Annotated in this window: 21 protein-coding genes and 1 pseudogene; 6 read left to right on the forward strand and 16 right to left on the reverse strand. The window is 40.6% G+C overall.

The genetic code is table 11. The features are described from left to right. Nucleotides 1–10 precede the first annotated feature (10 nt). The 9 genes and pseudogenes from allB to allC form a co-directional block, all read right to left on the reverse strand. A complete protein-coding gene (gene allB / locus IEX12_RS06895; protein WP_188724841.1) occupies nt 11–1,366 on the reverse strand; it encodes an allantoinase AllB in 1,356 nt (451 codons plus the stop codon). 232 nt (nt 1,367–1,598) lie between these two features. After that, complete coding sequence (locus IEX12_RS06900; protein ID WP_188724842.1) at nt 1,599–3,002, reverse strand: NCS1 family transporter; 1,404 nt, start codon at nt 3,000–3,002, stop codon at nt 1,599–1,601. Nucleotides 3,003–3,435: 433 nt separating this feature from the next. Next, on the reverse strand, nt 3,436–4,485 hold the full coding sequence (allD, locus tag IEX12_RS06905; RefSeq protein ID WP_155555297.1) for an ureidoglycolate dehydrogenase: 1,050 nt from the start codon (nt 4,483–4,485) through the stop codon (nt 3,436–3,438). A gap of 41 nt (nt 4,486–4,526) precedes the next feature. Then, nucleotides 4,527–5,577: pseudogene (gene allD / locus IEX12_RS06910) on the reverse strand (ureidoglycolate dehydrogenase). A 215-nt stretch (nt 5,578–5,792) separates the two neighbouring features. Next, on the reverse strand, nt 5,793–6,557 hold the full coding sequence (allE, locus tag IEX12_RS06915) for a (S)-ureidoglycine aminohydrolase (RefSeq protein ID WP_188724843.1): 765 nt from the start codon (nt 6,555–6,557) through the stop codon (nt 5,793–5,795). Between the two features lie 51 nt (nt 6,558–6,608). After that, nucleotides 6,609–7,547: a carbamate kinase gene (gene arcC / locus IEX12_RS06920; protein WP_188724844.1), complete on the reverse strand. Its 939-nt coding sequence runs from the start codon at nt 7,545–7,547 to the stop codon at nt 6,609–6,611. 102 nt (nt 7,548–7,649) lie between these two features. Beyond that, entirely contained in the window at nt 7,650–8,915 is a 1,266-nt protein-coding gene (locus IEX12_RS06925) for a YlbE family protein (RefSeq protein ID WP_188724845.1), read from the reverse strand. 24 nt (nt 8,916–8,939) lie between these two features. Next, entirely contained in the window at nt 8,940–10,670 is a 1,731-nt protein-coding gene (gene fdrA, locus IEX12_RS06930; protein WP_188724846.1) for an acyl-CoA synthetase FdrA, read from the reverse strand. Nucleotides 10,671–10,715: 45 nt separating this feature from the next. Continuing rightward, nucleotides 10,716–11,963: an allantoate deiminase gene (gene allC / locus IEX12_RS06935; protein ID WP_155555291.1), complete on the reverse strand. Its 1,248-nt coding sequence runs from the start codon at nt 11,961–11,963 to the stop codon at nt 10,716–10,718. 499 nt (nt 11,964–12,462) lie between these two features. On the opposite strand from allC, the gene IEX12_RS06940 reads away from it, so the two are divergent. Next, nucleotides 12,463–13,329 carry an alpha/beta hydrolase gene (locus tag IEX12_RS06940; protein ID WP_188724847.1) on the forward strand — a complete coding sequence of 289 codons (867 nt, stop codon included), beginning with the start codon at nt 12,463–12,465 and terminating at the stop codon, nt 13,327–13,329. Nucleotides 13,330–13,451: 122 nt separating this feature from the next. Here the strand turns inward: IEX12_RS06940 and IEX12_RS06945 are convergent, their stop codons facing one another. Then, the gene (locus IEX12_RS06945; protein WP_155555289.1) at nt 13,452–14,267 is read right to left on the reverse strand and encodes a ZIP family metal transporter; all 816 of its coding nucleotides are present in this window, start codon (nt 14,265–14,267) and stop codon (nt 13,452–13,454) included. Between the two features lie 301 nt (nt 14,268–14,568). On the opposite strand from IEX12_RS06945, the gene ytaF reads away from it, so the two are divergent. Then, nucleotides 14,569–15,192: a sporulation membrane protein YtaF gene (ytaF, locus tag IEX12_RS06950; RefSeq protein WP_155555288.1), complete on the forward strand. Its 624-nt coding sequence runs from the start codon at nt 14,569–14,571 to the stop codon at nt 15,190–15,192. Between the two features lie 465 nt (nt 15,193–15,657). On the opposite strand, the gene IEX12_RS06955 is transcribed toward ytaF, so the two are convergent. From IEX12_RS06955 to IEX12_RS06965, 4 genes are all read right to left on the reverse strand, one after another. Next, the gene (locus IEX12_RS06955; RefSeq protein WP_308777471.1) at nt 15,658–16,665 is read right to left on the reverse strand and encodes a Na+/H+ antiporter NhaC family protein; all 1,008 of its coding nucleotides are present in this window, start codon (nt 16,663–16,665) and stop codon (nt 15,658–15,660) included. 38 nt (nt 16,666–16,703) lie between these two features. Next, nucleotides 16,704–17,102 (reverse strand): Na+/H+ antiporter NhaC family protein, encoded by a 399-nt coding sequence (locus tag IEX12_RS23675; protein ID WP_308777464.1) that lies wholly within the window; start codon nt 17,100–17,102, stop codon nt 16,704–16,706. Nucleotides 17,103–17,251: 149 nt separating this feature from the next. Continuing rightward, nucleotides 17,252–17,491: a ferredoxin family protein gene (locus tag IEX12_RS06960; RefSeq protein ID WP_088052855.1), complete on the reverse strand. Its 240-nt coding sequence runs from the start codon at nt 17,489–17,491 to the stop codon at nt 17,252–17,254. A gap of 301 nt (nt 17,492–17,792) precedes the next feature. Then, nucleotides 17,793–18,146, reverse strand: coding sequence for a CHY zinc finger protein (locus tag IEX12_RS06965; RefSeq protein ID WP_308777465.1), 354 nt, complete (start codon nt 18,144–18,146; stop codon nt 17,793–17,795). A gap of 80 nt (nt 18,147–18,226) precedes the next feature. Here IEX12_RS06965 and IEX12_RS06970 point away from each other — a divergent pair, with 80 nt between their 5' ends. The 3 genes from IEX12_RS06970 to IEX12_RS06980 all read left to right on the forward strand — a co-directional run bounded on the left by IEX12_RS06970 (nt 18,227) and on the right by IEX12_RS06980 (nt 21,344). Further along, complete coding sequence (locus tag IEX12_RS06970) at nt 18,227–18,424, forward strand: DUF2188 domain-containing protein (protein WP_102414845.1); 198 nt, start codon at nt 18,227–18,229, stop codon at nt 18,422–18,424. Between the two features lie 576 nt (nt 18,425–19,000). After that, nucleotides 19,001–19,855 (forward strand): CvfB family protein, encoded by an 855-nt coding sequence (locus IEX12_RS06975; RefSeq protein ID WP_102414844.1) that lies wholly within the window; start codon nt 19,001–19,003, stop codon nt 19,853–19,855. Nucleotides 19,856–20,132: 277 nt separating this feature from the next. Further along, nucleotides 20,133–21,344, forward strand: coding sequence for a dicarboxylate/amino acid:cation symporter (locus tag IEX12_RS06980; protein ID WP_102414843.1), 1,212 nt, complete (start codon nt 20,133–20,135; stop codon nt 21,342–21,344). 100 nt (nt 21,345–21,444) lie between these two features. Here the strand turns inward: IEX12_RS06980 and IEX12_RS06985 are convergent, their stop codons facing one another. Continuing rightward, nucleotides 21,445–23,004, reverse strand: a complete 1,560-nt coding sequence (locus tag IEX12_RS06985; protein WP_088052850.1) for an FMN-binding glutamate synthase family protein — start codon at nt 23,002–23,004, stop codon at nt 21,445–21,447. Between the two features lie 309 nt (nt 23,005–23,313). Beyond that, the gene (locus IEX12_RS06990; protein ID WP_102414842.1) at nt 23,314–23,544 is read right to left on the reverse strand and encodes a DUF2164 domain-containing protein; all 231 of its coding nucleotides are present in this window, start codon (nt 23,542–23,544) and stop codon (nt 23,314–23,316) included. A 149-nt stretch (nt 23,545–23,693) separates the two neighbouring features. Between IEX12_RS06990 and IEX12_RS06995 the strand changes: the two genes are divergently transcribed. Beyond that, a complete protein-coding gene (locus IEX12_RS06995) occupies nt 23,694–25,391 on the forward strand; it encodes a M3 family oligoendopeptidase (protein WP_102414841.1) in 1,698 nt (565 codons plus the stop codon). Nucleotides 25,392–25,526: the final 135 nt, after the last annotated feature.

Below are 25,526 nucleotides of genomic sequence, written 5' to 3' on the forward strand. Positions count from 1 at the left end.
TGAATTATGTTTATTTTTTTGTAATAAGCTGCCCTTTAGGATCACCGACAATGCCTTTATCTAAATCATAAACAATATTTCCACGGAGAATCGTTTTTGTAACACGGCAATCAATTTTCATGCCTTCATATGCACTGTGTTGATTTTTATAATATAAATCTTCCCGATTCACTATATAAGAACGGTTCGGGTCTACCAATATGATGTCAGCGTCTTTAGAAACGGAAATTTCACCTTTTCGTGGTAGATTAAACCGCTTCGCTGGAGTAGTTGCAATCAATTCAACAAACCTTTCAATCGGTAAGCTACGCTGTTTTACTGCCAGGTCAAACATAATATCGACATTGTTTTGCGCACCGCTGATACCGCCCCACGCTTCAAAAATATTCCCTTCTTTTAAATCCTCCGTGCATGGAGAATGATCAGATGTTAGCCAGTCAATATTGCCATCCATCAACTCATCCCACAGTTTTGCCTGGTCCTTCGCTTTTCTTAGTGGTGGCTGGCATTTTGCTCTTGGACCAATTTCTGCTACATCTTCAGCAGTCAAGGCAAAATAGTGTGTACATGATTCAACCGTTACGTCTACCCCTTCTTTGCGAGCCTGTAAGATCGCCTGAACTGCTTCCGATGTACTAATATGCACCAAATGCAATTTACAGCCGGTCTCTTTTGCAAATAACAATGCACGCCCGACAGCCTCCACTTCCGTAAAAATCGGACGGGAATCAACATAATCCATTGCCGTTGTTCTGCCCTCTTTAACCATTTCCTCAGCTAATTTATCCGTGATGACCGGGTTTTCGGCATGAATGCAAAGTAATTGATCGAGCTCTGCTAATTTTTGCATTCCTTTGTATAAGGTGTAATCATCCACGTTGGTGAAATCACCAGGAACGTCACTGCCACAGTTAGAAATGAAGCATTTAAATGCCAGTACTCCAGCATCATCCAATTCCTTAAGCTTTTCCAAATTATTAGGAACAAGACCTCCATAAAAGGCATAATCCACATAATTTTGGTATTTAGCAGCTTCCAGTTTCAGATTAAGCGCTTCTTTGGAAGTTGTTGCCGGTAACGCATTAAGCGGCATTTCGACATAACTCGTTGTACCGCCTGCTGCCAACGCCTTTGATCCCGTTTCAAAGCCTTCCCACTCGGTACGGCCTGGTTCTGAGATATGAACATGTGTATCAATCATACCTGGCATTACATACTGTCCGCTGGCGTTAACGATTTCTTTTGCGCTATCTTCAATACGCTCAGCAATGCATGCGATTTTACCATTTTTTATACCGATATCTACTTGATATACACCGTTATGCAAAACAACGTACCCACCTTTAATTAGTAAATCATAGTTCATCTTACACATACCCCTTTCATCGTAAATGCGTATTAATCACCTGCTGGTAATATTTCCAGGGCAATAATACAAGCCGAACTAAACCGGCAAATCATGAAATAATGAAATCCCGACTCATCAAAAGATTCGGGATTTTGATTCAAGTGAACGGTCTTGTTGATTTGAAATGGTTCAAAGACTATATATAGAGTCGTAACACCAAATCAGTTTTGACCATTCCACGGCTATTCCGTTAGTTCTCAAATATGGTATCTTTTTTAAACTTTGAATCTTTAAAGGCAAATTTTGATAAAAGTATAAAGACGATACTTGCTACTACGAAGCCAATAATCCAGGCTAGATCGACATTAGTAAAGGCAACAGCTGCACCAACAAGCATGGCGATCATCGCGGCAGGGTTATACCCGGCAAAAGGTCCATCTTCTTTATACAGATTCTCCACATGCACCTTTTGTTTACGTAAAATGTAATACTCAATTAGCAGGATCGCAACAATCGGCCCTAAAAATGCAGAGTAGATCTTAATGAACATGTCGAGACCTTTTGAATTGCTTTCCTGAACAAGTAACCAGGGAAAAGCTCCCATCGCCAGCAGTCCTGTAATGGTGACGGCAACTTTATATTTCGCCTTTGTAATCAAGGTGATAATATAAGTTGGCGGGATAATATTTGCAACCATGTTGGTAGCTATCGTAGCTATTACAATAAACGCTGAGACGCCGAATGTAACATATTGGTTATCAATTACGATGGCAAGCGCGGTTGGTGGGTTCGTCACACCGGTAACACTGGCCATCATCGCACCAACAATAAGTATGAAGCCATACGATATGACAATTGGTGAAAAATACATCATTCCGCGTTTCCCATCACTAATACCCGGCTCAAGTTCTCTGGAATAGTCTGATGCATTCAAAAAGATAGCTGCGTAATTCCCAAGAAACACCATAATATATCCAAAAAACGGCAATCCCCATGATCCATCAATCTGAACCCAATTTTCCATCAGTTCATTACCATGAGATGTAACAAGAATAATAAATACATAAATCATTGCTACCATAATAACAATTGATGCCAGCGTTTCTACCCATTTAATAGCTTTAAAACCATACCATGAAAGTACAATCTGCACCAAAACCAATGCAATAAAACAAATAGTGACATTATTGAAGGATTCATTTGTCGCTATTTTCATAATTTCATTCAGTGCTGTACCACCAATCCAGCTTTGAACACCGTACCAAATAACGGCAGGTATCCCTCGCAAAAGCGATGATATGATTGTTCCTTTAATACCAAAAGACATTCTTAATTGAATAACATATGGAACCCCTTCTTTATATCTGATTCGATCATTTAAAGCAAATATGCTGGAAATAATCAGGATGGCTATGAACGCCGCGAGTAATGTCTGAAAGATGTTTAATGTGGCAACTCCCGCTACAACTACACTCGCGCCTAGTGTCATATTACCCATATTGACACCATCCCCAACCCACATAAACATATAAGGGATTTTGCCAACCGTTCGATCTTTTTCTGTATTCGGTTTAAGAGACCCTTCTACTTCCTTCAAATGCTGTGGCTCTATATCATTATCTATTTTGACCGTGTTTTCTGAATTTTTAGCCATTTTATTCTTTACCCCTCTTATTCTATTAAGCACGCCGAAATTACTTTGATTTATTTAACGATTATCCTATAGCGAATGGTAGCTCCATTTAGCATATCGTAATCGGTTTCAAATCATTTAGAAATCGCCAGACTAGCTTGCGCCCTCCTAAAAGATTATATAATACATTGCAGGACAGGTCTTTATATCCATTGGACAAAATAACTAACAAAGGTTGTATATTCTGCATAAGGATGTAGCAGTTTTTGAACTACATGAACATATAAATGTTTAAAATAAACAAATAACCACTGTATTTTTATATTTTATGTTTAAACAGTACAATCAAATAACTACATAGCGACATTCAACAAAATTCGAAAAGTATCTATTGAGGTAACGCGCTCGCAAAAAAGAGCCACATGCAATTTATACTTTTGTGGCTCTCACTTATTTACTTTGCAAACGGATCCTTGTTATCATATTGATCGTTATGGATCGTATCCGAAATTAAATATTCATAAATATCATCGACAATCGCAATGCCTTCTTCACTATATTTCTGTTCTCTTTCAGCGCTTCTTTGCCCTGGATAGGAAACATGATCAAATCCTGGAGCTGGTTTAATATTATTTAAATCAGCCATTGTTTTCGATATGTTTTGTTTGAATTCATTTATGCTCGTAAAGTATTCGGGATTAATAACGATGTGAAGTTGTCCGAGATTTCTTCCTTCCGTCAAGTCATGATACATAGAAGATACCTTATTTCCAAAAGGCAACCCAAGGAGAATTCCGGATAATACATCGACCATCATCATTAGTCCGTATCCTTTTGGACCTGCTATCGGCAATAATGCGTTGACATCGAATGGATTTGTCGTTGGCTCGCCATTTTTATCGACTGCCCAATCGTTCGGTATAGATTCATTTTTAGAACGTGCGTGCAGTATTTTCCCCCATGCCTGTACGGTTGTCGCCATATCAAAGGTAATCATTTCACCATTATTTCCTGGTGCGGCGAAAGCAATCGGATTTGTTCCGTAATAGGGTTCAGCCCCACCGAATGGAACGACCATCGGATCTGACTGGCAAACAGATAGCCCAATCAGGTCTTCTCTTGCAGCCTGTTGTACGAAATATGAAAGCGAGCCACTATGACTGATTCGTTTTACACCAACAACGGCAATTCCATTTTCCTTGGACATTTTGATTGCTTCATCCATAGCCTTTTTTGCTGCAAAATGTCCTACCCCATTATCCCCGTCAAAAACGGCAGTGCTCAGACCTGTTTTTTTGAATTGAAAATTTGGATTTGTATTAATACCACCCTTCGCAATTCGCTCTGCATAGTATTCTACACGCATTGCTCCATGAGAATGAATTCCTCGTGCATCCGCATGGACGAGAACATCCGCAACACCATCCGCATGTTCTTCGGTCAAACCTGCTTTATGGAGTTTCTTTTTCATTAAATCTTTTAATTCATCTTTCGCTACTCTCAAACAAATTCACCTCTTCAAAAAATATTTTTTGTCTGCATGATCTATTCAACAAACGGGTCTTTATGGTCATAGGAATTGTTATGAATAACATCAGAAACTAAATACGCATAAATATCGTCCACGATTTCGATTCCTTTTTCTTCGTATTCCTTTTGAATTACTTCCAGGTTTTGGCCTGGATAATAAACTTGATTAAATCCTGGTGCTGGTTTAATTGCATTCAAATCACGCATCGTAGTAGCAATGTCATCTTTAAATTTGTTAATTGTTGTAAATAGTTCTGGATTGATTACAAGATGTAATTGGCCTAAATTCCGTCCTTCACTTAAATCGTGATACATAGACGACACTTTATTGCCAAAAGGCAGTCCTAAAAGTATGCCCGATAATACGTCAACCATCATCCCAAGTCCATATCCTTTTGGACCGGAGATAGGCAATAATGCTTGTACTTTAAATGGATCAGTTGTCGGTTCACCATTTTCATCCACAGCCCAAGTGTCTGGAATCAATTGATTTTTTGATCGTGCGTGGAGAATCTTCCCCCATGCTTGAACGGTTGTTGCCATGTCAAAGCTAATTAATTTTCCTTCGTTACCAGGTACTGCAAATGCAATCGGGTTCGTACCGTAGTAGGGTTCAGCCCCGCCAAATGGAACGACCATTGGATCTGACAGACAGACGGAAAATCCGATAAGATCATGTTTTGCAGCGCGTTCCGTGTAATAGGAAAGTGCTCCACTATGACCCATTTTTTTTACGCCTACAACAGCAACGCCATTTTCCTTGGCCATTTTAATCGCTTCATCCATCGCAAACTGTGCAGCAACATGGCCAGCCCCATTATCAGCGTGGAAAATACCGGAGCTTGCTCCCGTTCTCTCAAAATGAAAATCTGGATGATGGTTAATTCCTTCCTTAGCAATTCTTTCGGCGTAATATTCAGCTCGCATTGCTCCATGGGAATGAAGTCCTCTGGCATCGGCAAAGACTAGTACATTGGCAACAAATACTAGCATGCTCTTCGGACAGACCAGCCTTGTTTAATTTCTTTTTAATTAGTTCTTTTAAATCCTGTTTTGCTACTCTCACTATGGAACACCTCTTATTTTTTATCGTACACACATGTATGTTGGGTGTGAGTAAAAGGAATGGTAAAAAGCAAGCTGCCTTTTACCATTTTTCATAGCATTTATTATATAGGACTCCTCAAAAAGTTTGGTAAAAGTGATACATCAAAGTTTGGTAGTTGACTTGTTTCTCCACCTTCAACTTCTCAGTGCCTTTTATCTTCATTTTGAACTCTATTAAAGAGACGCATCTCGGTTGCAATCCTTGGAATAAACGTATGATAATTTTTCTCTGCCTACTGCATAAGCAGCCTGCAAGCAGTAGGTACCCATGAAAATGTAATCATCTTTTTTCACTGGGATCCATTCGTTATCAAGATTGTACATGCCTTCTCCGGATAACAGGTATGCTCCATGTTGCTGATAATGTGTTTCAACAAATGGATGACTTGCCGCCGGATCAAAAGTAAGAATATGGAAGTTCATATCGAAAGCAATATCGGTTGGAAGCAGATCTTGAATATGAACATTTTCCATATCGTCATAAATTACTTCTTCATTCTCATTTGAATTCCCAGCATATACCCATGGCGTATGACCTTCTAACGGGGTATATTTTTGCTTATAAAGGAAGAATCTTGAATCTCCATCTCGCAGGTTTTCCAAATACATGGTTACAGATGGCGGGCAGTATAAATATCCACCTTGTTCAAGTGTGAATTCCTCTTCGTCAGCCCATGCTTTCAGCTTACCTCCCAGTACATAAATAAATGTTTCAACATCGTCTTGTCCGCCAAAACCTTGTTTATTTTTGCCGTCTTTATGGAAGGTTCCCACATAGTCAACAAACTTGGCACCGGTTTTAGGGGATGACAAAATGCTCATCGATACATTTTCAAACCCTGGGACAACGTTATTTACCAAGCCTTCTGGTGGTAAAATCATATATTTGCCAGGTTTTACTACAGCTCTTGATGTTAAAATATCATTTGGATAACCCATTAAAAATCGCTCCCTCTCAATAGTATCATGTTATACTTCATTAGCTTTTAACTACTTGGAAATAATTGTACCACTTTCACTACGAACGGCTTCATCTACTTTTTCTAATGAGCAGATGATAGAAGTACCAGCTTTTCTAGCAAATTTTAGCGCAGATTCTACCTTTGGACCCATGCTGCCTTTACTGAATTGTCCTTCTGCCACATATTTTTCAAGTTCATTAACCGAAGTTTCCTTCAATGCTTTTTGCTCTGGCGAACCAAAGTTCACAAATACATGTTCCACATCGGTCAAAATCATGAATATGTCAGCATTAACTTCCTCGGCAAGTTTATAACCGCTGCGATCTTTATCGATAACCGCTTCAATACCTTCATAATCCCCATTTTCTGTTTTGATAACCGGGATTCCGCCGCCACCACTGGCAACAACAACATTACCTGCTTCAGCAAGTTGTTTCACTGCATTTGCTTCCAAAATATTAATTGGTTGAGGTGATGGAACAACTCGACGCCAGCCACGATTGGAATCGGCTTTCATTTTCCAGTTTTTTTCATCCATCAGTTTTTTTGCTTCTTCTTCTGTATAGAATGTACCAATTGGCTTAGAAGGATCATTGAAGTCCTCATCGTCTTTAGAAACCTCAACACGAGTTATCAGGTTGACAACTGGTGTATCAATGCCAAGTGCTCTTAACTCACTTTGCAGACATTGGATCATCATATAACCAATAAAACCTTGTGATTCCCCGTTCAATACATCTAAAGGCATTGGTGGAACAACGTCCTCCGCTTCCTCATTTTGCCGAAGAATGTTACCAACTTGTGGCCCATTACCATGTGTCACAACAAGCTTGTAGCCATCTTTGATCAATTTAGCTAAAAACTTGCTGCTCGTTCTTACATTTTCTAATTGATTCTCATATGTGCCTTTTTGTTTTGGTTGCAAAATGGCATTACCACCTAATGCAACAACAATTGTTTTACTCATTCCCCAAACCTCTTTCTATATACAACTCAACATAATAAGCTGCTGTGTACGGTACTATTGATACGGCTGCACACAACGAAACCTAGTATTTTATATACTCGTTCAGTCTGCTTCAACGCCATATTTTTCTGCTAGAGCTTCTAACGCTTTTTCAAAACATCCCAGTGGAACACGTACCGTTCCTGCACCAATTTGACCAATTCCTGCTGTTTTATGAGCAATACCAGTGTTAATAACTGGAGTAATGCCAGTTTCCACAACTTTACGAATGTCAATCCCCAGACAAGCCCCTTGGAAATCCCAAGTTGGAATGGAAAGATTCGGGTTATTAGCAATACAAATTTCACGCATTTCATCGCTTGTTTGAATGGCATCATTAAACCCGCCTGTACCTACGAAACGCGTAACACCCGGTGCAGCAATCATTGCCATACCACCAACACCATAAGTTTCGGTAATAGCACTGTCACCCATGTCAGGGTTTGCATCTTCAGCACTGTAACCACTAAAGTACAATCCATCTGGAGTATTTACTGGGGCAGTGAACCATTGATCACCTAAACCACTTACTTTAATTCCGAATTCATAACCGTTGCGGGATAGAGCTGTTACGATACTTCCCTCTTCAATCGTAGCTGCAGAATCCATCGTAACCTTAGCTGTCGCCATCATGATGTTCAGGAAGAACTGGTCCGTATCAGCCAAGAATTTAGTAACTTCTTGTAATTCTTTTTCTGGCAAGTCTGCAGTTAACAGGTATGGAACAATATCTTTCAAGAATAGTGCTGAAGCTGCAATGTTGCGCTGGTGGAATTCATCCCCCATTGTAATAGCTTTCGCTACAAGTACGTTCACATTCATGCCACCGTCAATTTGTTTCAATGCTTTAGAAAGTGCAGGTCCAAGAACATCCTTGATCCATTTCAGACGATTAATAACCTCACTGTTGTATGCACCAAAACGAAGTACTGCACCAATACCTTCGTTCAGATTACAGTATGCTTGTTTTCCATTCACTTTATTTTCAACGACTACAACTGGCATATTGGCTGACGTAATCCCGCCCATTGGGCCAACAGCATCTACGGAATGGCATGGAATAAATTTGATATCCCCGGCTTCCAGCATTTTTTTTGCGTCATCTTCATTATCAGCCCAACCTTCGAACAATGTTGCACCGATACACGAGCCTTGCATTGGGTCTGTCATATTTCCCCATTTAATTGGCGGTCCAGCATGCATTAAAACTTTTCCGTTCAATTCTGGGATAACTGATTTTGCTGGGACGACATCTAATAAAAATGGTTGAGATTCCAATACTTGTTGGATAACTGCTTCATTCGCTTCTTGAATTGATTGATACTTCATGATAATCCTCCTATTCGCATTTACTTACTTAAGTTTTTCTAAAATTTTAGCTAAACGTTTATTTCCGCCTGCAATCGGTGCCCATTGGTATTGGACAACTTCGCCACCATGTTCCAAAATGGCTTCAGCAAAACTTTTCATCCCAACATTAATCACACGCGGCTTACTTGCAATTAATTCCGCAACCTTATCATTTTCATCTGCTTTACTATTTTGAGTGATAGAGGTTGAAGTTGACTGTTCACCATTTAAGTAGTTGACGACCTCAACAGCCAGCTTTGTTGCTTGTGCATTACTTTCTGTGACGATAACTCCAGCAGCTTCCAGTTTATCGACTTGATCCTGATATACTTGCGGATCATCTGCAGTACCGGTTACCGAAGCTATTGCCACAAATGCTCTGCCATCTTTGGCAGCTGTTTCTCTCGCTTCCTGAACAACTGGTGCAAACACGCCAGCCATATCTTCATGTGCACCATAACCAATTACATTATCGAGTAAAATAACGGCGGTTTCCGGATCCTTAGCAGCTTCTTTTACTTTTTCTACACGCAAAGTTGGATCAATCATTGGATGAGCACGGCCTTCTGTATAAGCGTCGTCACCAAGGTCAATGACTTCATGCCCTTCATAATGAAGCATCATTCCATCCGTGTGCTCTGTCTCTCCTTCAAGATTAAAGGCATCTTCTACGATCATTGCAGCTTCATGCGCCAATGTTCCACCGCAAAAGTATCCTTTAATATAACGCTGCTTATTATTCTCTTTCATTTTAGCCAGGTCTTCATTCGCTGCAAAATCAATCGTTGTTGATTTTTTAGCTAATTCCAATGCTTTTAACGCGGTATCTTCTAATGTCCACGTGTAATGAACATTACCATGTGCTTCTTTCGGTTTATCACCCATAAAAATAGCTACAACTGGTTTCGATAATGTATTAAATACTTCGGCAACCTTCTCCCGCACTTCTGGAGCTGGCGGTTTCGAAATATACGTTATCACGTCCGTTTCCGGATCTTGATCTAGCACTCTTAATCCTCTAATGGTTGTAATCGCGCCAATTTCCGATGAGAGATCACGACCACCGGTACCTATAGCTTGTGAAACACCACCGCCATTTCGACCAATAATTGTCGAGACTTCTTGAATACCTGTACCAGATGCACCGACAATACCAATATTTCCTTTTTCAACAACATTAGCAAACGCCATTGGAACGCCATCAAGAATTCCCGTCCCACAGTCAGGGCCCATCACAATCAGCCCTTTCTCCTGTGCCCGTTGCTTCAGCTGCAGTTCATCCTCAAAGCTGACATTATCACTAAACATAAATACGTTCAGGCCACGATCAAGCGCTTTATTTGCTTCTGCCGGCGCATGCTCACCCGCAATAGAAATCAAGGCAACGTCAGCGGTTGGTAATTTGTTTTCTGCCATTTCCCAAGTACGAACAACCGGGATGGAGCTTTGTTGCGATTCTTGGGATTGATTTGACAAGTAATTATCGGTTTCCTCAACTACCTGATCAACCGTACCTTCATCTTCCGTATTTACTACAATACAAAGATCGCTAGGGTTTGCCTCTTCCAGCTCATCTGTGTATAGGCCGGAACCTTTGAAAATATCTTTGTTGGCTGGTGTCCCCATCATAACTTGAATCTGATTGACACCATTGATTGAAGACAGATGATTCGTCAATAACATCAAGCTGACGGAATCCTGGTATAAATTCTTTTTAATCACAGTATATAGCACATTTTTCACTCCAAGCTTATTGTTATTATTAATTTGAAAAACTGGTTATTCCTTATAACCTAATTCATAGAGCGCACAAATCAGAGCGTTAACTCCTTCAGCCAGATGTTCAGGATTTGTATACTCATCAGGTGAGTGGCTAATCCCATTATGGCTTGGTACAAAAATCATTGCTGTTGGTATGGCTGGTGCAATAATTTGCGAATCATGCCCCGCACCACTATGCATCATTTTATAATCAAGGTTATTTTTCTCACACTGTTCCTGTATAACCCTTACTATGTTTGGATCCATCGGAACAGGATCTTCATCCATCCACATGGCGATGTCGATGACAACACCAGTACGTTCAGCAATTTCACGTAACTTCGCTTCGACCTCATTTGTGAAATTGACAAGTGCATCTTTCTCCGTATGTCTGATGTCAATCGTGAAAGTCGCTTTTCCCGGTACAACATTAACGGTGTTCGGTTCAAGGATCATTTTCCCGACTGTGGCTACCAATGGATCGCCTTCAGCTACCGCCAGATCATTAATTGCACAAACCATCCGGGAAGCAGCATTCATCGCATCTTTTCGATATCCCATCGGAGTGGTACCAGCATGGTTTGCTTGACCATTCACGGTAACTGTATAGCGTCGCTGGCCGACAATATGTTGAACGATCCCAACCGATTTCCCTTCTGTTTCCAATACATTTCCCTGTTCTACGTGAATTTCGATAAACGACTTTACATCATCACGAACTTTCATTGGATTTTCCTTATAATCAAAACCGGCTTGATGGATAGCATCATTGAAAGAGACACCATCAAAATCTTTTATACCCTTCACATCTTCAGGATTCGCTTGTCCTATAATATTTTTAGATCCCCAAAAAGAATACGGAAAACGGCTTCCTTCTTCCTCTGCCATCGATACTACTTCTAAATTACGAAGTGGGGCACCGTATTTTTCTTGCAAATACTTTAGCGCAAGAAAGCCGGCGATAATACCGTATTGTCCATCATATAACCCACCATTTTTAACGGTATCAACATGTGAGCCTGTCAGTATTGTCTCATCTTGATAAGTTGTTCCTTCCAGCCTTCCGAACAAGTTGCCGATCTCATCAAACTGTACTGTAAGCCCTTCGTCTGCAAAAAGTTTTTTTAATGATTGTTGTGCTTCCATCCATTCCTTGCTGTATAGTAAGCGAGAAACTCCGCCATTAGGCTCACTGCCAAATTGCCCTAACCATTCCAGCCTTTCCTGAACAGCCTTCCCTGAATATGCAGCTATTTTAGACTCCATGCAATTCTTCCTCCCTCTAGAAATTTAGATTTTCTTAAAATACCGCTGTTTTTCCCCAATTTTCTCCCACTAGTGTCAAAGCTACTCGGTAAGGGCCTTTCTATACTCTATTTATTTAATGGCATGAGACAAATCATATAAATTTTCTCATTATTATGAAAGAGATTTATATTAGTACTAGATGCTAAGGCTAAACATAGCATTTACCGCCCTTCATTATACCTAATTACAGTTTGAAAGTAATTGTTCGATTTGAACAAATTTGTTATTTGTTTTTGAGTACGTTGAACAATCTTCTGTTTTCCCAATACGAACGTGGACTATACTGTCAAGTGGTTGGTAAAACACATATTTTGTTCCTGACGTTCACAATAGGAATAGCTTCCCAATATAATTCTTTTGAAGCAAAATGCAGCAAATGTCAATACTGGACGATCAATTGAAAAATAGATATACTAAATCCTGTTTGATAAAAATCAATTCCAAAGGTGATAGAAAAATGAAAACGACATTTATATATAAGAGCACAACCAGTTGCGAAATCAAAGGGGACTTCTATCCTGTTGAAGAAAAGCAAGCCCCGCTTGTTGTCTATATACATGGTGGTGGACTAATCTGGGGAAGCAGAAACGATATTATGGAAGAGCAAGTTTCATTATATAATCAGGGTGGATTTAATGTCTGTTCCGTCGACTACAGGCTTGCACCAGAAGCAAAATTACCGCAAATTGCCGAGGATATTAGAGATGCGCTCATTTGGTTAAAAGAAAGAGGAAAAGATGAATACGATTTTGACCAGGATAGAATCGCTGTAATTGGCAGTTCAGCGGGTGGTTTTCTAGCACTATTGTCTGGCACATTTCAAGTTAGACCGAAAGTAATCGTTTCTTTTTATGGGTATGGAGATATTATAGCCGACTGGTATACGAAACCATCTATGCATTTCATGAAAATGAAGCAAGTTCCCGAAACGCTGGCAAAGCAATTGATTCAAAGTAAGCCCGTGTCTGAAGTACCAATTGAACGACGATATGCGATTTATTTGTATTGCCGCCAGCAAGGAAAATGGAATGAGTATGTATCTGGTTTCAACCCGCTGATTGCAGGCGAAAAATTACGCCCCTATTGTCCAGTCAAGAATATTGATGCTAATTATCCGGCAACACTGCTCCTGCACGGTGATAAGGATAAGGATGTCCCATATAAGGAATCAGTAAAAATGAGTGAAGCACTTACCAGCTTTGGTGTAAAGAATACATTGATTACAATTCCTAACGGCGAACACTCTTTTGACCAGAATATGCAGAAGCCTGTAGTAGTTGATGCTTTTAGGCAGGTCATTGCGTTTTTAAAAGAAAATCTGTAATATGAGACAAACTTGCCGCCGGTATTGAAGTTCGGGGTATTATACTCTGTTTAGTTGTTGATAAGCTTATTTAGCTGCAATAAAAAAATCGCCTGTAAAAAGGCGATAATTAATAAGGAGGACTACCCCAACGCTACATCCAAAATCATCATTACCGTAAAGCCGATCATTAGTGCTATTGACGCTAAATCTTTATTTCCTTCTTCTTGGGAGCCTGGGATTACTTCTTCCGCAACAACGAAAATCATTGCACCGGCTGCAAAGCTTAGTGCGTATGGCAGCAGTGGTTGAACAAACGATACGGCCAATACACCAATAATCGCAGATATCGGTTCAACCATACCGGAAAACTGTCCATACATGAAGCTTTTCCTCCGGGACATCCCATCCCGGCGTAATGGCATCGAAACCGCGACACCTTCCGGGAAGTTCTGAATACCAATCCCTATCGTTAACGCCACAGCACTGGCTAATGAGGCCGAATCGTACCCAGCCATGACCGCACCAAAGGCAACCCCGACAGCAAGACCCTCTGGAATATTATGCAAAGTAATCGCAAAAACAAGCAATGTGCTCCGTTTCTTTTTCTCAGGATGGATCCCCTCTGCACTTTCCATAGGTTCGCGCGGGTGCAAATGGGGCAATATTTTGTCAACGCTCCATAGAAAAAAACCGCCAAGCAAAAAACCAATCGCTGCAGGAATCCAGCCTGGCAATGGTCCATCTTCTGCCATTTCCAGCGCTGGTGATAGTAAGGACCAAAAACTCGCTGCGATCATAACCCCACCAGCGAAGCCTAACATACTATCAAGAAATTTTTGATTCATATTTTTGCTTGTAAAAACAACCGCAGCACCGAGAGCAGTCATCCCCCAGGTAAACAATGTGGCGATGGTTACCTGAATCAGAATATTTAGATCCAGAAAATAATCGATCATGATGTCACTTCACATCCCTTTTGTATGTTCATCTCATTTGTATATTCACTTTATAGTGCATGTTTAAAACGTTCCCGTTTATCCCCTTATACATTAAATGTTTTCTTGGATAAATCAAATTTAAGGCACTCTGTATTTCTTGTCAATAATATAACCAAGCAGCTCCGTGAAATGGACTGAGTGTAAAATTTAGCTAAATTTCAGCATTAACTTGTTTGTGGAAATGGGCTTTCTGCAAGCCTCACAATGAAGCCGGTTTTCCATACAATATTTTTAGAAGCTGATAAAGGATATGATAAATATGCTGTTTTATACAGGATTATTCTTCTTAGTTATCGCGGTTAGCTTGGATGGATTTGGCGTTGGAATAGCTTATGGAATGCGCCGGATTCGTGTACCGCTTATCGCCCTATTCATTATCATGCTTTGCTCCGGTGTTATCGTTTTAACTTCGATGACAATTGGAAGCATGATAACTTCTTATATTTCTGCTTATACCGCAAAAATAATTGGCGGGTTAATCTTAGTCTCAATTGGAATTTTTTGTTTGTGGAATGTGATAAGATCAAAAACAGATGATACTGTTCATCCATCAGAAAATAGTGTTTCCCAGCTCAACCAATTTAAATCGGTACTGAAAGAACCACAGCAGGCGGATCTGGACCAATCGGGAGTTATCTCGATCCAGGAAGCCATTTTACTTGGGTTTGCACTCGCGCTAGATGCATTTGGAGCCGGATTAGGTGCAGCAATGCTTGGTTATTCACCATTATTAACGGCAAGCCTTGTAGCATTCATGAGCGGATTAATGGTTTTTGGCGGCATCCATATGGGTATATTTTTATCCGATAGCAAATGGATGAAAAAAATGACCCTGCTGCCACCATTTTTATTAATAGCACTGGGGATTTATAATATGATATAGTCTGCAAAGGATCGTGTATAAATTGATTCTTGTAAAAGTTAGCGATTCCCATACTTGGAGATTGCACGCTTCACTTAAGGGACCACGCCCCTTAACCAATAAATTGTTAATTAACATCGCCGCACCCCTGGCGATGTTGTGCTTCATTACTATATAATCCTTTACATTAAAGCAGTTTCATGATCATTCTAACCATAAGAGAACTGCCAAAAAGGCTAATATAACCTATCCGGCAGCCGCCATTACATTACAACAGGGAAATGATCCAGCCAATCACTACAATTGCACCAATTATCATTAATATGGTTCGTATCATGTTTTCCATCCTTTCATTGGTATATATGAATGAATACCCTAAAAGATGAGAAAAAACACATGCAAAATTATGTATTTAAGCAGATTTCGACATTAAAAAACCCGAGCGAGAACGAAACATGTTCCCCCCTCGGACTAGCCGGAAAGTATTTAATCTCGTGGCCGTTCTTTTAATTCTTCCCCATTTTTGCCTTCAAACCGTAGTCCCCAGCTTGTAATTGCCGCAACCAGCATGACGATCACCAGGAGCCAGCCTTGAAAAACAAACGGGAAAACCGATGTTGGTGTTACAACCGGCAGCCAGTCATACGTTTCCTGCATTAGTTTGATCGTTGACCAGCCAAGTAATACCGGTGCCCCCCATGGAAAAATATATCCTAGTGCTAATGTTACCGCATCAAGCATGTTTGACCGGCGATAACGGTGAATTTTATACTTTTCACCCAACTCTTTGACAAATGGTGCAGCTGCAATTTCAGCAGCTGTATTGATCGTAATCGCACTATTTAAGAGAGCAACAATTCCCCAAATGGCAAGTTCTGCACGGCGAATTGAATTTCTAATCCACTTTACCATTGCACCAGTTACTGCAGCCATTGTGCCGCCAAGCTTCATTAAATGTGCTGCGGCAACGATAAGCAAAATCAGAATCGCCATATTCATATAGCCCATTATGCCGTCCACTAAAGCTCCTGAAATAACATTATCGGAATCTTTATTAAAGCTAATAATATCTGCGAGTGATCCCAAATTCATAAAAACAATCAATGGTATTGAAACAATAATTCCCCAAGTCAGCGAAGTTACCAGATGCTGTCCGGTTAATGCTAATAGAAGAACGAGTGCAAATGGAATCAGCATAACCAATCCAGTCGGGTTAGTTGAATCCATCATTTTATTTAGTGCTTCCTGATTTGCATTGGCTACATCTCCACCACCGCCAAATATGGCAAATAAAATAATAGTAGGAATTGCTGCCATTATCGAATACTTGAACCTGCTGCGAACAACGCCCGGAACATCGGCATCCTGTGTTGTCGCGGAAACGATGGTTGTATCGGAAACAGGTGCCAGGTTATCACCAAACACCGCGCCAGCCAGGATCGCTGCAAATAACATGGTCGGATCCCCGCCAACCGCAACACCGGCAGGATACATCAAGGTACAAAACGCAACCGTTGTACCATAGCCAGTTCCTACAGCGGTGGAAAAAATCGAAGCTCAACTCCTGAAACGCCACCAAGCCAGACAAGCCCTTCAACTAAACCTCCTACTTGTAAAATTTGCGCAAACATCCCTGCGTAAAACCAGGCAACAATTGCGACAACCCCAACCGGCTGTGCTAATCCATCAAATATACCTTGCGCATAGTCAGCCAATTTGCTTTTACTAAAAAACAAACCGAGTGTCAGTCCAATAAGCGCCCCCATCACGAGTCCGATTTCCGACGAAAGCTTTAACACGCTTATCGTTATTGCCCAGACAACGAAAAATATCAGGGGAACTGCTGCCCCAAATGCTCCAAAACGAAAATCCAGCCTCTGTATGCGCTTACTTCCGGTAACCTGAGCCAGCTCCTTTTGGTTACTTGCCATCTTTCTCTCCCCCATCTTTCCCTAAAATATAATATTGGCAACCGCAATTTATAAGCGTTTGCCCACTCTCTTACTAACCTTATCATAAAAATAAGAAAAGCAAAATAGGCTCAGATTCCTGTGATGGGATCTGAGCCGTTCGCTTTTTGCTACCGATCTCTGAAAAAATTCTCAGCCTTTTCCAAATAAATTTCTTGATCAGACGATAGATCATATTCCTCTTCAATTGCACTCACGGGACAAACCGCCTTACATGCTGCACAATCTATACAAACATCCGGATCAATATAAAACTGATCTGGACCTTCCTCTATACAATCAACAGGGCAAACGCTGACACATTCTGCTGCTTTCTCTTTGCCACATGGTTCCAGTATTACAAAAGCCACTACTTTTTCCCTCCCCGTTTAAAATAAGGTTCCAAGTTAATTTAATACTATATTCCCTGCATTTTTCAAGTGTTTCGCTTATTATAGCACTCCATTTATAAGGATTTCAGGAATGACAGACAGCGTTTTGCGCTTTTTGATAATTTCATTGTATTTTGTGTGTTAATTTCTTGATCTGGAAAAACTTATGCCTTCTTTTTCTTTCCTTGTTGCTCGATCGGTTTTACGTTGTTCTTGATCAATTTCGGGATGTTCCTGATCGATTTCATGTATTGCTCGATCGATTTTGTTTGCTTCTCGATTAATCCCGAAGTGCTCCCGATCGATTTTGCATGTTACAACCTGTCTCAAAATATAAATGCTGATGCAGCGCACATCCCGGATTAAAGCCTGCACCACATTCAGGGCATAAGGCACCACTATCCAAGTATGCTTGAATTGTCAGTTCCGTTCCACATGCTCCACAAAGAACAGCCCGCCGACCAAATTCAGCTTGCGGCCATACCTTCGTATATCCACAGCCTTTTTCCACATGGCATTTGTAGCAAGCAAAATATTCCCCGCAACAGTAAAATTTTATTGCTATCCGATCATTTTCTCCGTGATAATGACGACATCTGGTTTCCGTATCAATTGCGCCATGTACTTCATGCATCATATTCCCCCCTTGGTAGTTTTATTATACCAGCCTTCGGGAATAGAAAACTAACCAAGAAGTTACAAGGAGTGTTGCAAATGTATAAATATAGTGTCACACCAAATAAGGATGTTACTGCCTGGTATGTAAAGCTTGAAGATGTAGCACCAACAAATGAGTATGCTACAAAAGATGATGCAATTGAAAAAGCAGAACAAATAGCAAAGGAAAATAAACCAAGTAAAGTGACCATCCTGGATAAATATCATCAGGTTGTGGAGGAGAAAATATTTTAATCGTGCATCAAACGAATACGCTGTCGGTATGATCGCTCCATACCGGCATTTATATCCTTTTTACACCTTAACACCACCATGATATACCAACACGCAGAATTTTTAGTCGAAACATTAGTATAGCAGTTCATACAGCAGAACAGTTATTTAACCTATGGCCAAGAAAAATGACTAATCTATTGACATACTAGTACACATATGGGATGATTATAAATAAGAAGTAACAACTAAGATAAACTGGCATTCTACGTAATGTTTTTGACCATGCTTATTCACACTGGCGCGACTAAGGGGTCGCAAGGACGTCAGAGCAGGTAGGGCTGACGTTGCTTAAGTTAGAAAACACCCAGTGGAACAAGACCGCGGCATGAGTGAATTCCTGAACAAAACTAAGATTTCTCACGACGTAAATTAGCATCAATTGATTAACAATAACAAGAATTCCCACCCGATCATTTTCGGGCAAAAAATAAAATGTAAAGCTTATGTGTTACTTTAGTAATCAAAGGGGTACCTTAATCATGAAGGTGCCCCTTTTCCAATTACATAACTTTATAAGTGAAAGTAGGTTGTACGATGAACACTTTACCAATCGGAACTATTCAAACCATGACCGTCCTGCGCAAAATCGAGACCGGTTATGTATTACAAAAAAATACAAATGAGGTGCTCATGCATCATAATGAAACAGAACATGAACTGGAGCAGGGTCAGCCTGTTGAGGTATTTTTATATCTGGATAAAAAAGGACAAACGGTTGCAACGACACATCTCCCATCAATCCGAATGGATACATATGATTGGGCAGAGGTCGTAGAAGTAATTCCGAATTTAGGTGCATTTGTCAACATTGGCATTGCAAAAGAAATACTTGTCTCGAAGGATGAGCTGCCGTTATTTGAAACTGTATGGCCCAAAACCGGTGATATGCTGTACGTTACGTTAGGGAAAGATCGCAAAGGACGTTTACTCGCAATTCCAGCGACTGAGGGTGTCTTTGCCAGGGAATGGGAATTAGCTCCGGAAAATGTGTTAAATACACCAATTAGCGGACGTGTATACCGAACCAGCAAAGAAGGAACGGCAGTTATTACGAATGAGGGCTATCGCGGGTTCATCCATCACACAGAACGAAAAAGGGAACCACGTCTTGGAGAATGGGTAAACGGACGTGTAATTGAAGTAAAAGATGATGGTACACTAAATATTTCGCTCCGCCCACTAAAACAAGACAGTATTAGCGAAGATGCTGAAGCAATTTTATCCCACTTGGAAGAAAAAGGTGGCATTATACCGTTTAGTGACAAGAGTGATCCTGAAGATATACGTAGTACATTTCAAATCAGCAAAGCGGCATTCAAACGTGCACTAGGCAAACTTATGAAGGATGGAAAAATTGAACAATATGACGGGAACACCTACCTAAAGTAAAAATATACCTATTAATAGCGAATGATGAAAGCAGCGATTACCTCAGGCTGCTTTTTTAGCTTCATAGAAATTTGAATTTTCCATCTCCTATATGAATACAATGATAATAAGGCAAGCAAGGTACTTAGCTATCCTTTATCCTCTTTAATAGCTGCTCGCCTTTTTACAAACGGATCTGGCGTGTGTGGGTCAGGACAACGACAGCTACATTGGCAATACGACTGATCTGGAAGGAGGTAATTATGTAAACTTAACTATTCTTTTAAAGGGGGATTCGATGAAAAAAGGATTTATCTGGCAAATTGTCGGGGCTTTTGTTTTGGCAATTATCGTCGGCTTGATTTTTGGCGATAAAACCACGTATATTCAGCCGCTTGGTGATTTCTTTCTCCGGTTAATTAAATTCATTATCGTACCATTGATCCTGTCAACCATCATTGTTGGGGTCACAAACGCTGGAGATATTAAAAGATTAGGGCGTTTAGGTGGCAAAACGATATCCTACTATCTAATCACAAGCTTTATAGCTATCTCAATCGGTCTTATCGCCGGATTTACCTTTTCACCCGGAAGCGGTATGGATCTGCAAGTAAGTGAAACGGCTGTTGAACCAAGCGAAACGGACGGTGTTGTGCAAACAATCTTAAACATTATCCCACTAAACCCCATCGAAGCACTGGCTTCCGCTAATGTGCTGCAAATTATCTTTTTCGCTCTCTTTACCGGCATTGGCATTAAACTTGTTGGGGAAAAAGCAGCAACGGTTCAACAGTTTTTTGACGGATTTGCCGAAGTTATGTATAAAATAACCGGTGTAATTATGAAACTGGTACCCATCGGAATCTTTGGTTTACTGGCACCGGTTGTTGGGGAATACGGCCTCACCGTTCTATTGCCATTGATAAAATTAATACTTGCACTAATTGTTGCATGTATCGTCCATGTTGCAGTGGTTTATTCAGTTGCAGTAAAATCACTTGGCAAAATGAATCCGCTGCTGTTTTTTAAAGGAATCTTTCCGGCTGCAGCGGTGGCGTTCAGCACGTGCAGCAGTTCTGGAACATTACCGATTACAATGAAAAACACGGAAGATAACCTTGGCGTGTCAAAAGAGACATCAAGCTTTATTTTACCATTAGGTGCAACAATAAACATGGACGGAACAGCAATATATCAAGGAATTACTGTCGTCTTTGTCGCCCAGTATTTTGGCATAAATCTTTCCTTTACGCAAATTCTGACGGTAGCACTAATTGGCACCCTTGCTTCGATTGGTGCTGCAGGGGTACCTGGTGCAGGGTTAATTATGTTAACAATGACACTTGCAGTTGTTAACCTGCCTTTGGAGGGGATTGCACTTGTTGCAGGTGTTGACCGGATTCTGGATATGTTTCGGACGTCAGTAAATATTATCGGTGATGCGTCCGCAAGTGTTGTGATTGAAGAATCGGAGAGAAAACGAGTTGTTGGCGAAGCAGCCTCTGCATAATCTAAATATAAACTTGGGTGTGCAAAATACTTTTTTTGCGCACTCAAGTTATGTTTGAAGCGTTTATGCTTACTCTTCACCGCCCGTGTTTCAATGCGCTTTACCATGGCTGAATATTACCTTTTTCATCCTTGTATACAACATGCTCCTTGGCAAATTTAACCGGGGAATCAAGTCCTGCTGCTGCAGCGATCCGGAATAATCCTTTTCGGAGCGTAATTACATAGTTTGCTGTTCGCCATTTTTTCTCATCAATAACAAGAGCTTTTTGCAGCTCCGGATCTGTTGTTGCAACACCGACCGGACAGACATTGGATTGACATTTTAATGTTTGAATACAGCCGACCGTAATCATAAACCCGCGTGCTACGTTAACAAGATCAGCGCCCATTCCCAGCGCAATTGCAACCCTGTCTGGAGAAAATAATTTACCTGAAGCAATGATCTTTACCCGGTCACGAACGCCGTATTTAACTAATGCCTCATGCACCAGTGGGAGTGATGATTTGATTGGCAGCCCAACACTGTCAGTCAGCTCCTGATATGATGCACCAGTCCCGCCTTCGCCACCATCGATTGTAATAAAATCCGGGTTCTTTCCCAGATCTTTTATATGCTTGGCTAATTCTTCGGCTTCGTCCGGACTGCCAATCACAATTTTCATACCAACAGGTTTTCCGGTATGTTCACGAATGCGTTCAATAAAATGAAATAAGGACGGTATATCACTATATTCAGTAAAGCGATTCGGACTATCGACGGATTTAAATGGTTCTACTTTGCGGATTCTCGCTATTTCTTCGGTTACCTTTTCACCATCGATATGACCGCCACGTGTTTTAGCCCCCTGTGCCAGTTTCAATTCAAACGCTTTTATTTGAGGAATTTTACTTTTCTCAAGCAATTCATCCCAGTCAAAGCTGCCATCTTTATCCCGAACTCCGAATAACCCGGGGCCAATTTGCATGATAATGTCAACGCCACCCTTTAAATGGTGTTCGGATAAGCCGCCTTCACCGGTATTCATCCATGTACCTTTGGCAATTCCCAACCCTTCCGACAGTGCTGTTATTGCCTTTTTTCCAAGCGCACCATAGCTCATCGCAGACATACCGATTTGTCCCTTGGCAATAAAAGGCTGTCGCGTATTCTCTCCAATGACGATTGCATCATCCTCCTCAAGCAAATAGGCAAGGGATTCATTTTCTTCCAGTTTTTCTTCTCGTTCTGTAAACAGGGGGTCTTTTAGTAACAAGTACCGTTGTGTCGTCACCTTTGTGTCCCTGTCCATTTTCAGCTCTTCCGTAAGTTTCGGAAACATGGAGTTGCGTACGTAAAATCCTGCTGACTCAAAATCCCGCTGTGATCCAAACCCGATTACATCACGCTTATATTTTGCTGTTTTGACAATATGCTGATAATCCCGGCGCGAAAATGGTTTCCCTTCATTGTCATTGTTAAAGAAATACTGACGCAGTTCCGGGCCAATTTTTTCAAAAAAGTATCGCACGCGTCCTAAAACTGGATAGTTTCTTAGTACCGGGTGCTGCTTTTGCGTACGGTCAACAAAAAATAAATATATCCCAATAATAATTAACACAAGTAATACGATAACAACTGCTACAAACCCGATAATTGTCATCACATTTGCTATATTCATCCAATACCCTTCCTTTAAACATGATCTTATAGGTTTAGAATGTATCAACTTAGGAAAAGTATCCGTCTTAAGGGCGTAAAAAAGAATGACAGCCATTAAATGCCACGATTAAAGAGCGTGTTCAAAAAGGAGGATAAAAAGGACCGAGGCCGGCTAAGTTCTCGGGAGTCCTGTTGCAACGCCGACACTAGCAAGTGATGTTTTTATTCACTTTCAGGCTCCCTCAGTTGAATATAGTAATTCTACTTATCATCATAATCGAAGTTTTATGAGATCCCAATGTACTAGGGATTTTCCGATAACGACATTTCAACGCTTTTGAATTTCAAACATATCCTCCAACTTTTCCGTCATATAAGTATGACAATCCTCGACCGCAATATTATAGAACATCGGGCCAAGCTCTTCGATGAAAAATTCAAGTATCAATTGTGCAGCCAAATCACCAATTTGCTCGTCCCGTTCCCGCTCAAAATATCCCTTGATTCGTTTTGCCATTTCATTCTTTTGTTCCTTCGTTAGTTCGAATTTCGCTTTCATTTTATTCTCCTTCCATTTCAAAACAATACTTCTTGTCACCATTATAACAATGTTACTTTTCCATCGATATATTGCCGGCAAATTTCGTAAAAGAGCAGGAATTCTTTTCTCTTTGTCGAAATAGTATCTAACTAAAAAGGGGGCACATTATGCAGACATTTGAAAATTATACATATGAACGGCCAAACCTGGAAAAAGAAAAAGCGTCTTTCAACGAGTTGCTTGATAATTTTATAACCGCTGCTTCCGTTGATGAGGCAACAAAAGCTATTAAGGAAATCAACGCGTTTCGAGACAGACTATCAACTTTATTCAATTTGGTGTATATTCGGGCATCAATTGACACCAATGATGCGTTTTACCAAGAAGAACGTGATTTTTTTGATGAAATGGAGCCGGAAATTAGGGGTCTAAGCACCGATTTCTATAAGGAATTGGTTCAATCGCCATATCGTGAAGAGCTGGAAAACCAGTGGGGAAGCCAGCTTTTTCAACTAGCTGATTGTGAAATTAAATCATTTTCACAGGAGATCATACCTTTATTGCAAAAGGAAAATAAACTGACATCAGAGTATTCAAAACTGGTTGCTTCGGCTCAGATTGAACTTAATGGGAAAACATATACATTAGCACAGCTTGGTCCACTCACACAAAGTAAGGATCGTGCCATACGGAAACAGGCGGCCAAAGCAAGTGCCAACTTTATCGCGGAAAATGCTGAAAAATTTGATTCCATATACGATCAACTAGTTAAAGTACGACATGGAATTGCCACAACACTCGGCTTCGAAAATTTTGTTGATGTTGGCTATTTACGGATGCAGCGCGTAGACTATAATGCGGAAATGGTTAAAGTGTTCCGCAAACAGGTACGCGATTCAATCGTTCCACTTGTGACAAAGCTCTACGCAAAACAGGCGGAGCGAATCGGGGTAGATTCCTTGAAGTTTTATGATGAACCATTTGAATTCAAAAGTGGAAATGCCGAGCCAAAGGGTTCTCCGGAATGGATTATCGAAAACGGCAAGATAATGTACGAAGAACTATCTACGGAAACAAAAGAATTTTTTGACTTTATGCTTGATCGGCATTTGCTGGACCTGGAAGCTAAAAAAGGGAAAGAGGCTGGTGGATACTGCACGTTCATCGAAGACTACCAATCCCCATTTATTTTCGCAAACTTTAACGGAACCTCCGGGGATATTGATGTGCTTACACATGAGGCAGGTCATGCTTTTCAATTTTACTCTAGTCGTAACATCGGTATTCCGGAATATTTAATTCCAACCTCGGAGGCAGCAGAAATTCATTCGATGAGTATGGAATTTTTTACATGGCCATGGATGGAGCTATTTTTCAAAGAAGATACCGATAAATATAAGTACTCACACCTTGCCGGCGGATTAGAGTTTCTGCCATACGGGGTTGCGGTCGATGAATTCCAGCACCTTGTTTACGAAAATCCAGAATGGTCAACCGAGGAACGTAAACAGGCTTGGCGGAAATTGGAAGAAATTTATCTTCCGCATCGTGACTATGACGGAAATGATTATTTGGAAGCGGGTGGCTTTTGGCAGCGTCAAGGACATATTTATGAGGTGCCATTTTATTACATCGATTATACACTAGCGCAAATTTGTGCATTTCAATTCTGGAAGCGATCCCGTGAAAGCCACGAAGAAGCATGGAAGGATTATTTACATTTATGTAAACTAGGCGGATCTAAATCATTCTTAGGACTTGTCGAAGCTGCAAATTTACGCTCCCCGTTTAAGGAAGGTTGCGTGGAGTCGGTTGTTGACACGATTGAGGAATGGCTGGAATCTGTTGACGATAAAGCATTATAATGAATGGAACTGCCTGATTTAATTCGGGCAGTTTTTTGTTTCGGCTTTAGAGATAGTAGTGATATGTGATCTATTTTCTCCGATAACGCTGATGTTTCCGCTCGAGTTAATGCTCTAACGCTCCAATCTATATTC

It is taken from the genome of Lentibacillus populi (genome assembly GCA_014642895.1).
In the GTDB taxonomy this organism is placed as follows: Bacteria; Bacillota; Bacilli; order Bacillales; family Amphibacillaceae; genus Lentibacillus_C; species Lentibacillus_C populi.

Excerpts from the sequence above, each read along its gene's own strand:
- allB (WP_188724841.1), bottom strand. The coding sequence starts at position 1,366 with ATGAACTATGATTTACTAATTAAAGGTGGGTACGTTGTTTTGCATAAC.
- IEX12_RS06900 (WP_188724842.1), bottom strand. The coding sequence starts at position 3,002 with ATGGCTAAAAATTCAGAAAACACGGTCAAAATAGATAATGATATAGAG.
- allE (WP_188724843.1), bottom strand. The coding sequence starts at position 6,557 with ATGGGTTATCCAAATGATATTTTAACATCAAGAGCTGTAGTAAAACCT.
- arcC (WP_188724844.1), bottom strand. The coding sequence starts at position 7,547 with ATGAGTAAAACAATTGTTGTTGCATTAGGTGGTAATGCCATTTTGCAA.
- IEX12_RS06925 (WP_188724845.1), bottom strand. The coding sequence starts at position 8,915 with ATGAAGTATCAATCAATTCAAGAAGCGAATGAAGCAGTTATCCAACAA.
- allC (WP_155555291.1), bottom strand. The coding sequence starts at position 11,963 with ATGGAGTCTAAAATAGCTGCATATTCAGGGAAGGCTGTTCAGGAAAGG.
- IEX12_RS06940 (WP_188724847.1), top strand. The coding sequence starts at position 12,463 with ATGAAAACGACATTTATATATAAGAGCACAACCAGTTGCGAAATCAAA.
- IEX12_RS06945 (WP_155555289.1), bottom strand. The coding sequence starts at position 14,267 with ATGATCGATTATTTTCTGGATCTAAATATTCTGATTCAGGTAACCATC.
- ytaF (WP_155555288.1), top strand. The coding sequence starts at position 14,569 with ATGCTGTTTTATACAGGATTATTCTTCTTAGTTATCGCGGTTAGCTTG.
- IEX12_RS06955 (WP_308777471.1), bottom strand. The coding sequence starts at position 16,665 with ATGTATCCTGCCGGTGTTGCGGTTGGCGGGGATCCGACCATGTTATTT.
- IEX12_RS23675 (WP_308777464.1), bottom strand. The coding sequence starts at position 17,102 with ATGGCAAGTAACCAAAAGGAGCTGGCTCAGGTTACCGGAAGTAAGCGC.
- IEX12_RS06965 (WP_308777465.1), bottom strand. The coding sequence starts at position 18,146 with ATGCATGAAGTACATGGCGCAATTGATACGGAAACCAGATGTCGTCAT.
- IEX12_RS06970 (WP_102414845.1), top strand. The coding sequence starts at position 18,227 with ATGTATAAATATAGTGTCACACCAAATAAGGATGTTACTGCCTGGTAT.
- IEX12_RS06975 (WP_102414844.1), top strand. The coding sequence starts at position 19,001 with ATGAACACTTTACCAATCGGAACTATTCAAACCATGACCGTCCTGCGC.
- IEX12_RS06980 (WP_102414843.1), top strand. The coding sequence starts at position 20,133 with ATGAAAAAAGGATTTATCTGGCAAATTGTCGGGGCTTTTGTTTTGGCA.
- IEX12_RS06985 (WP_088052850.1), bottom strand. The coding sequence starts at position 23,004 with ATGAATATAGCAAATGTGATGACAATTATCGGGTTTGTAGCAGTTGTT.
- IEX12_RS06990 (WP_102414842.1), bottom strand. The coding sequence starts at position 23,544 with ATGAAAGCGAAATTCGAACTAACGAAGGAACAAAAGAATGAAATGGCA.
- IEX12_RS06995 (WP_102414841.1), top strand. The coding sequence starts at position 23,694 with ATGCAGACATTTGAAAATTATACATATGAACGGCCAAACCTGGAAAAA.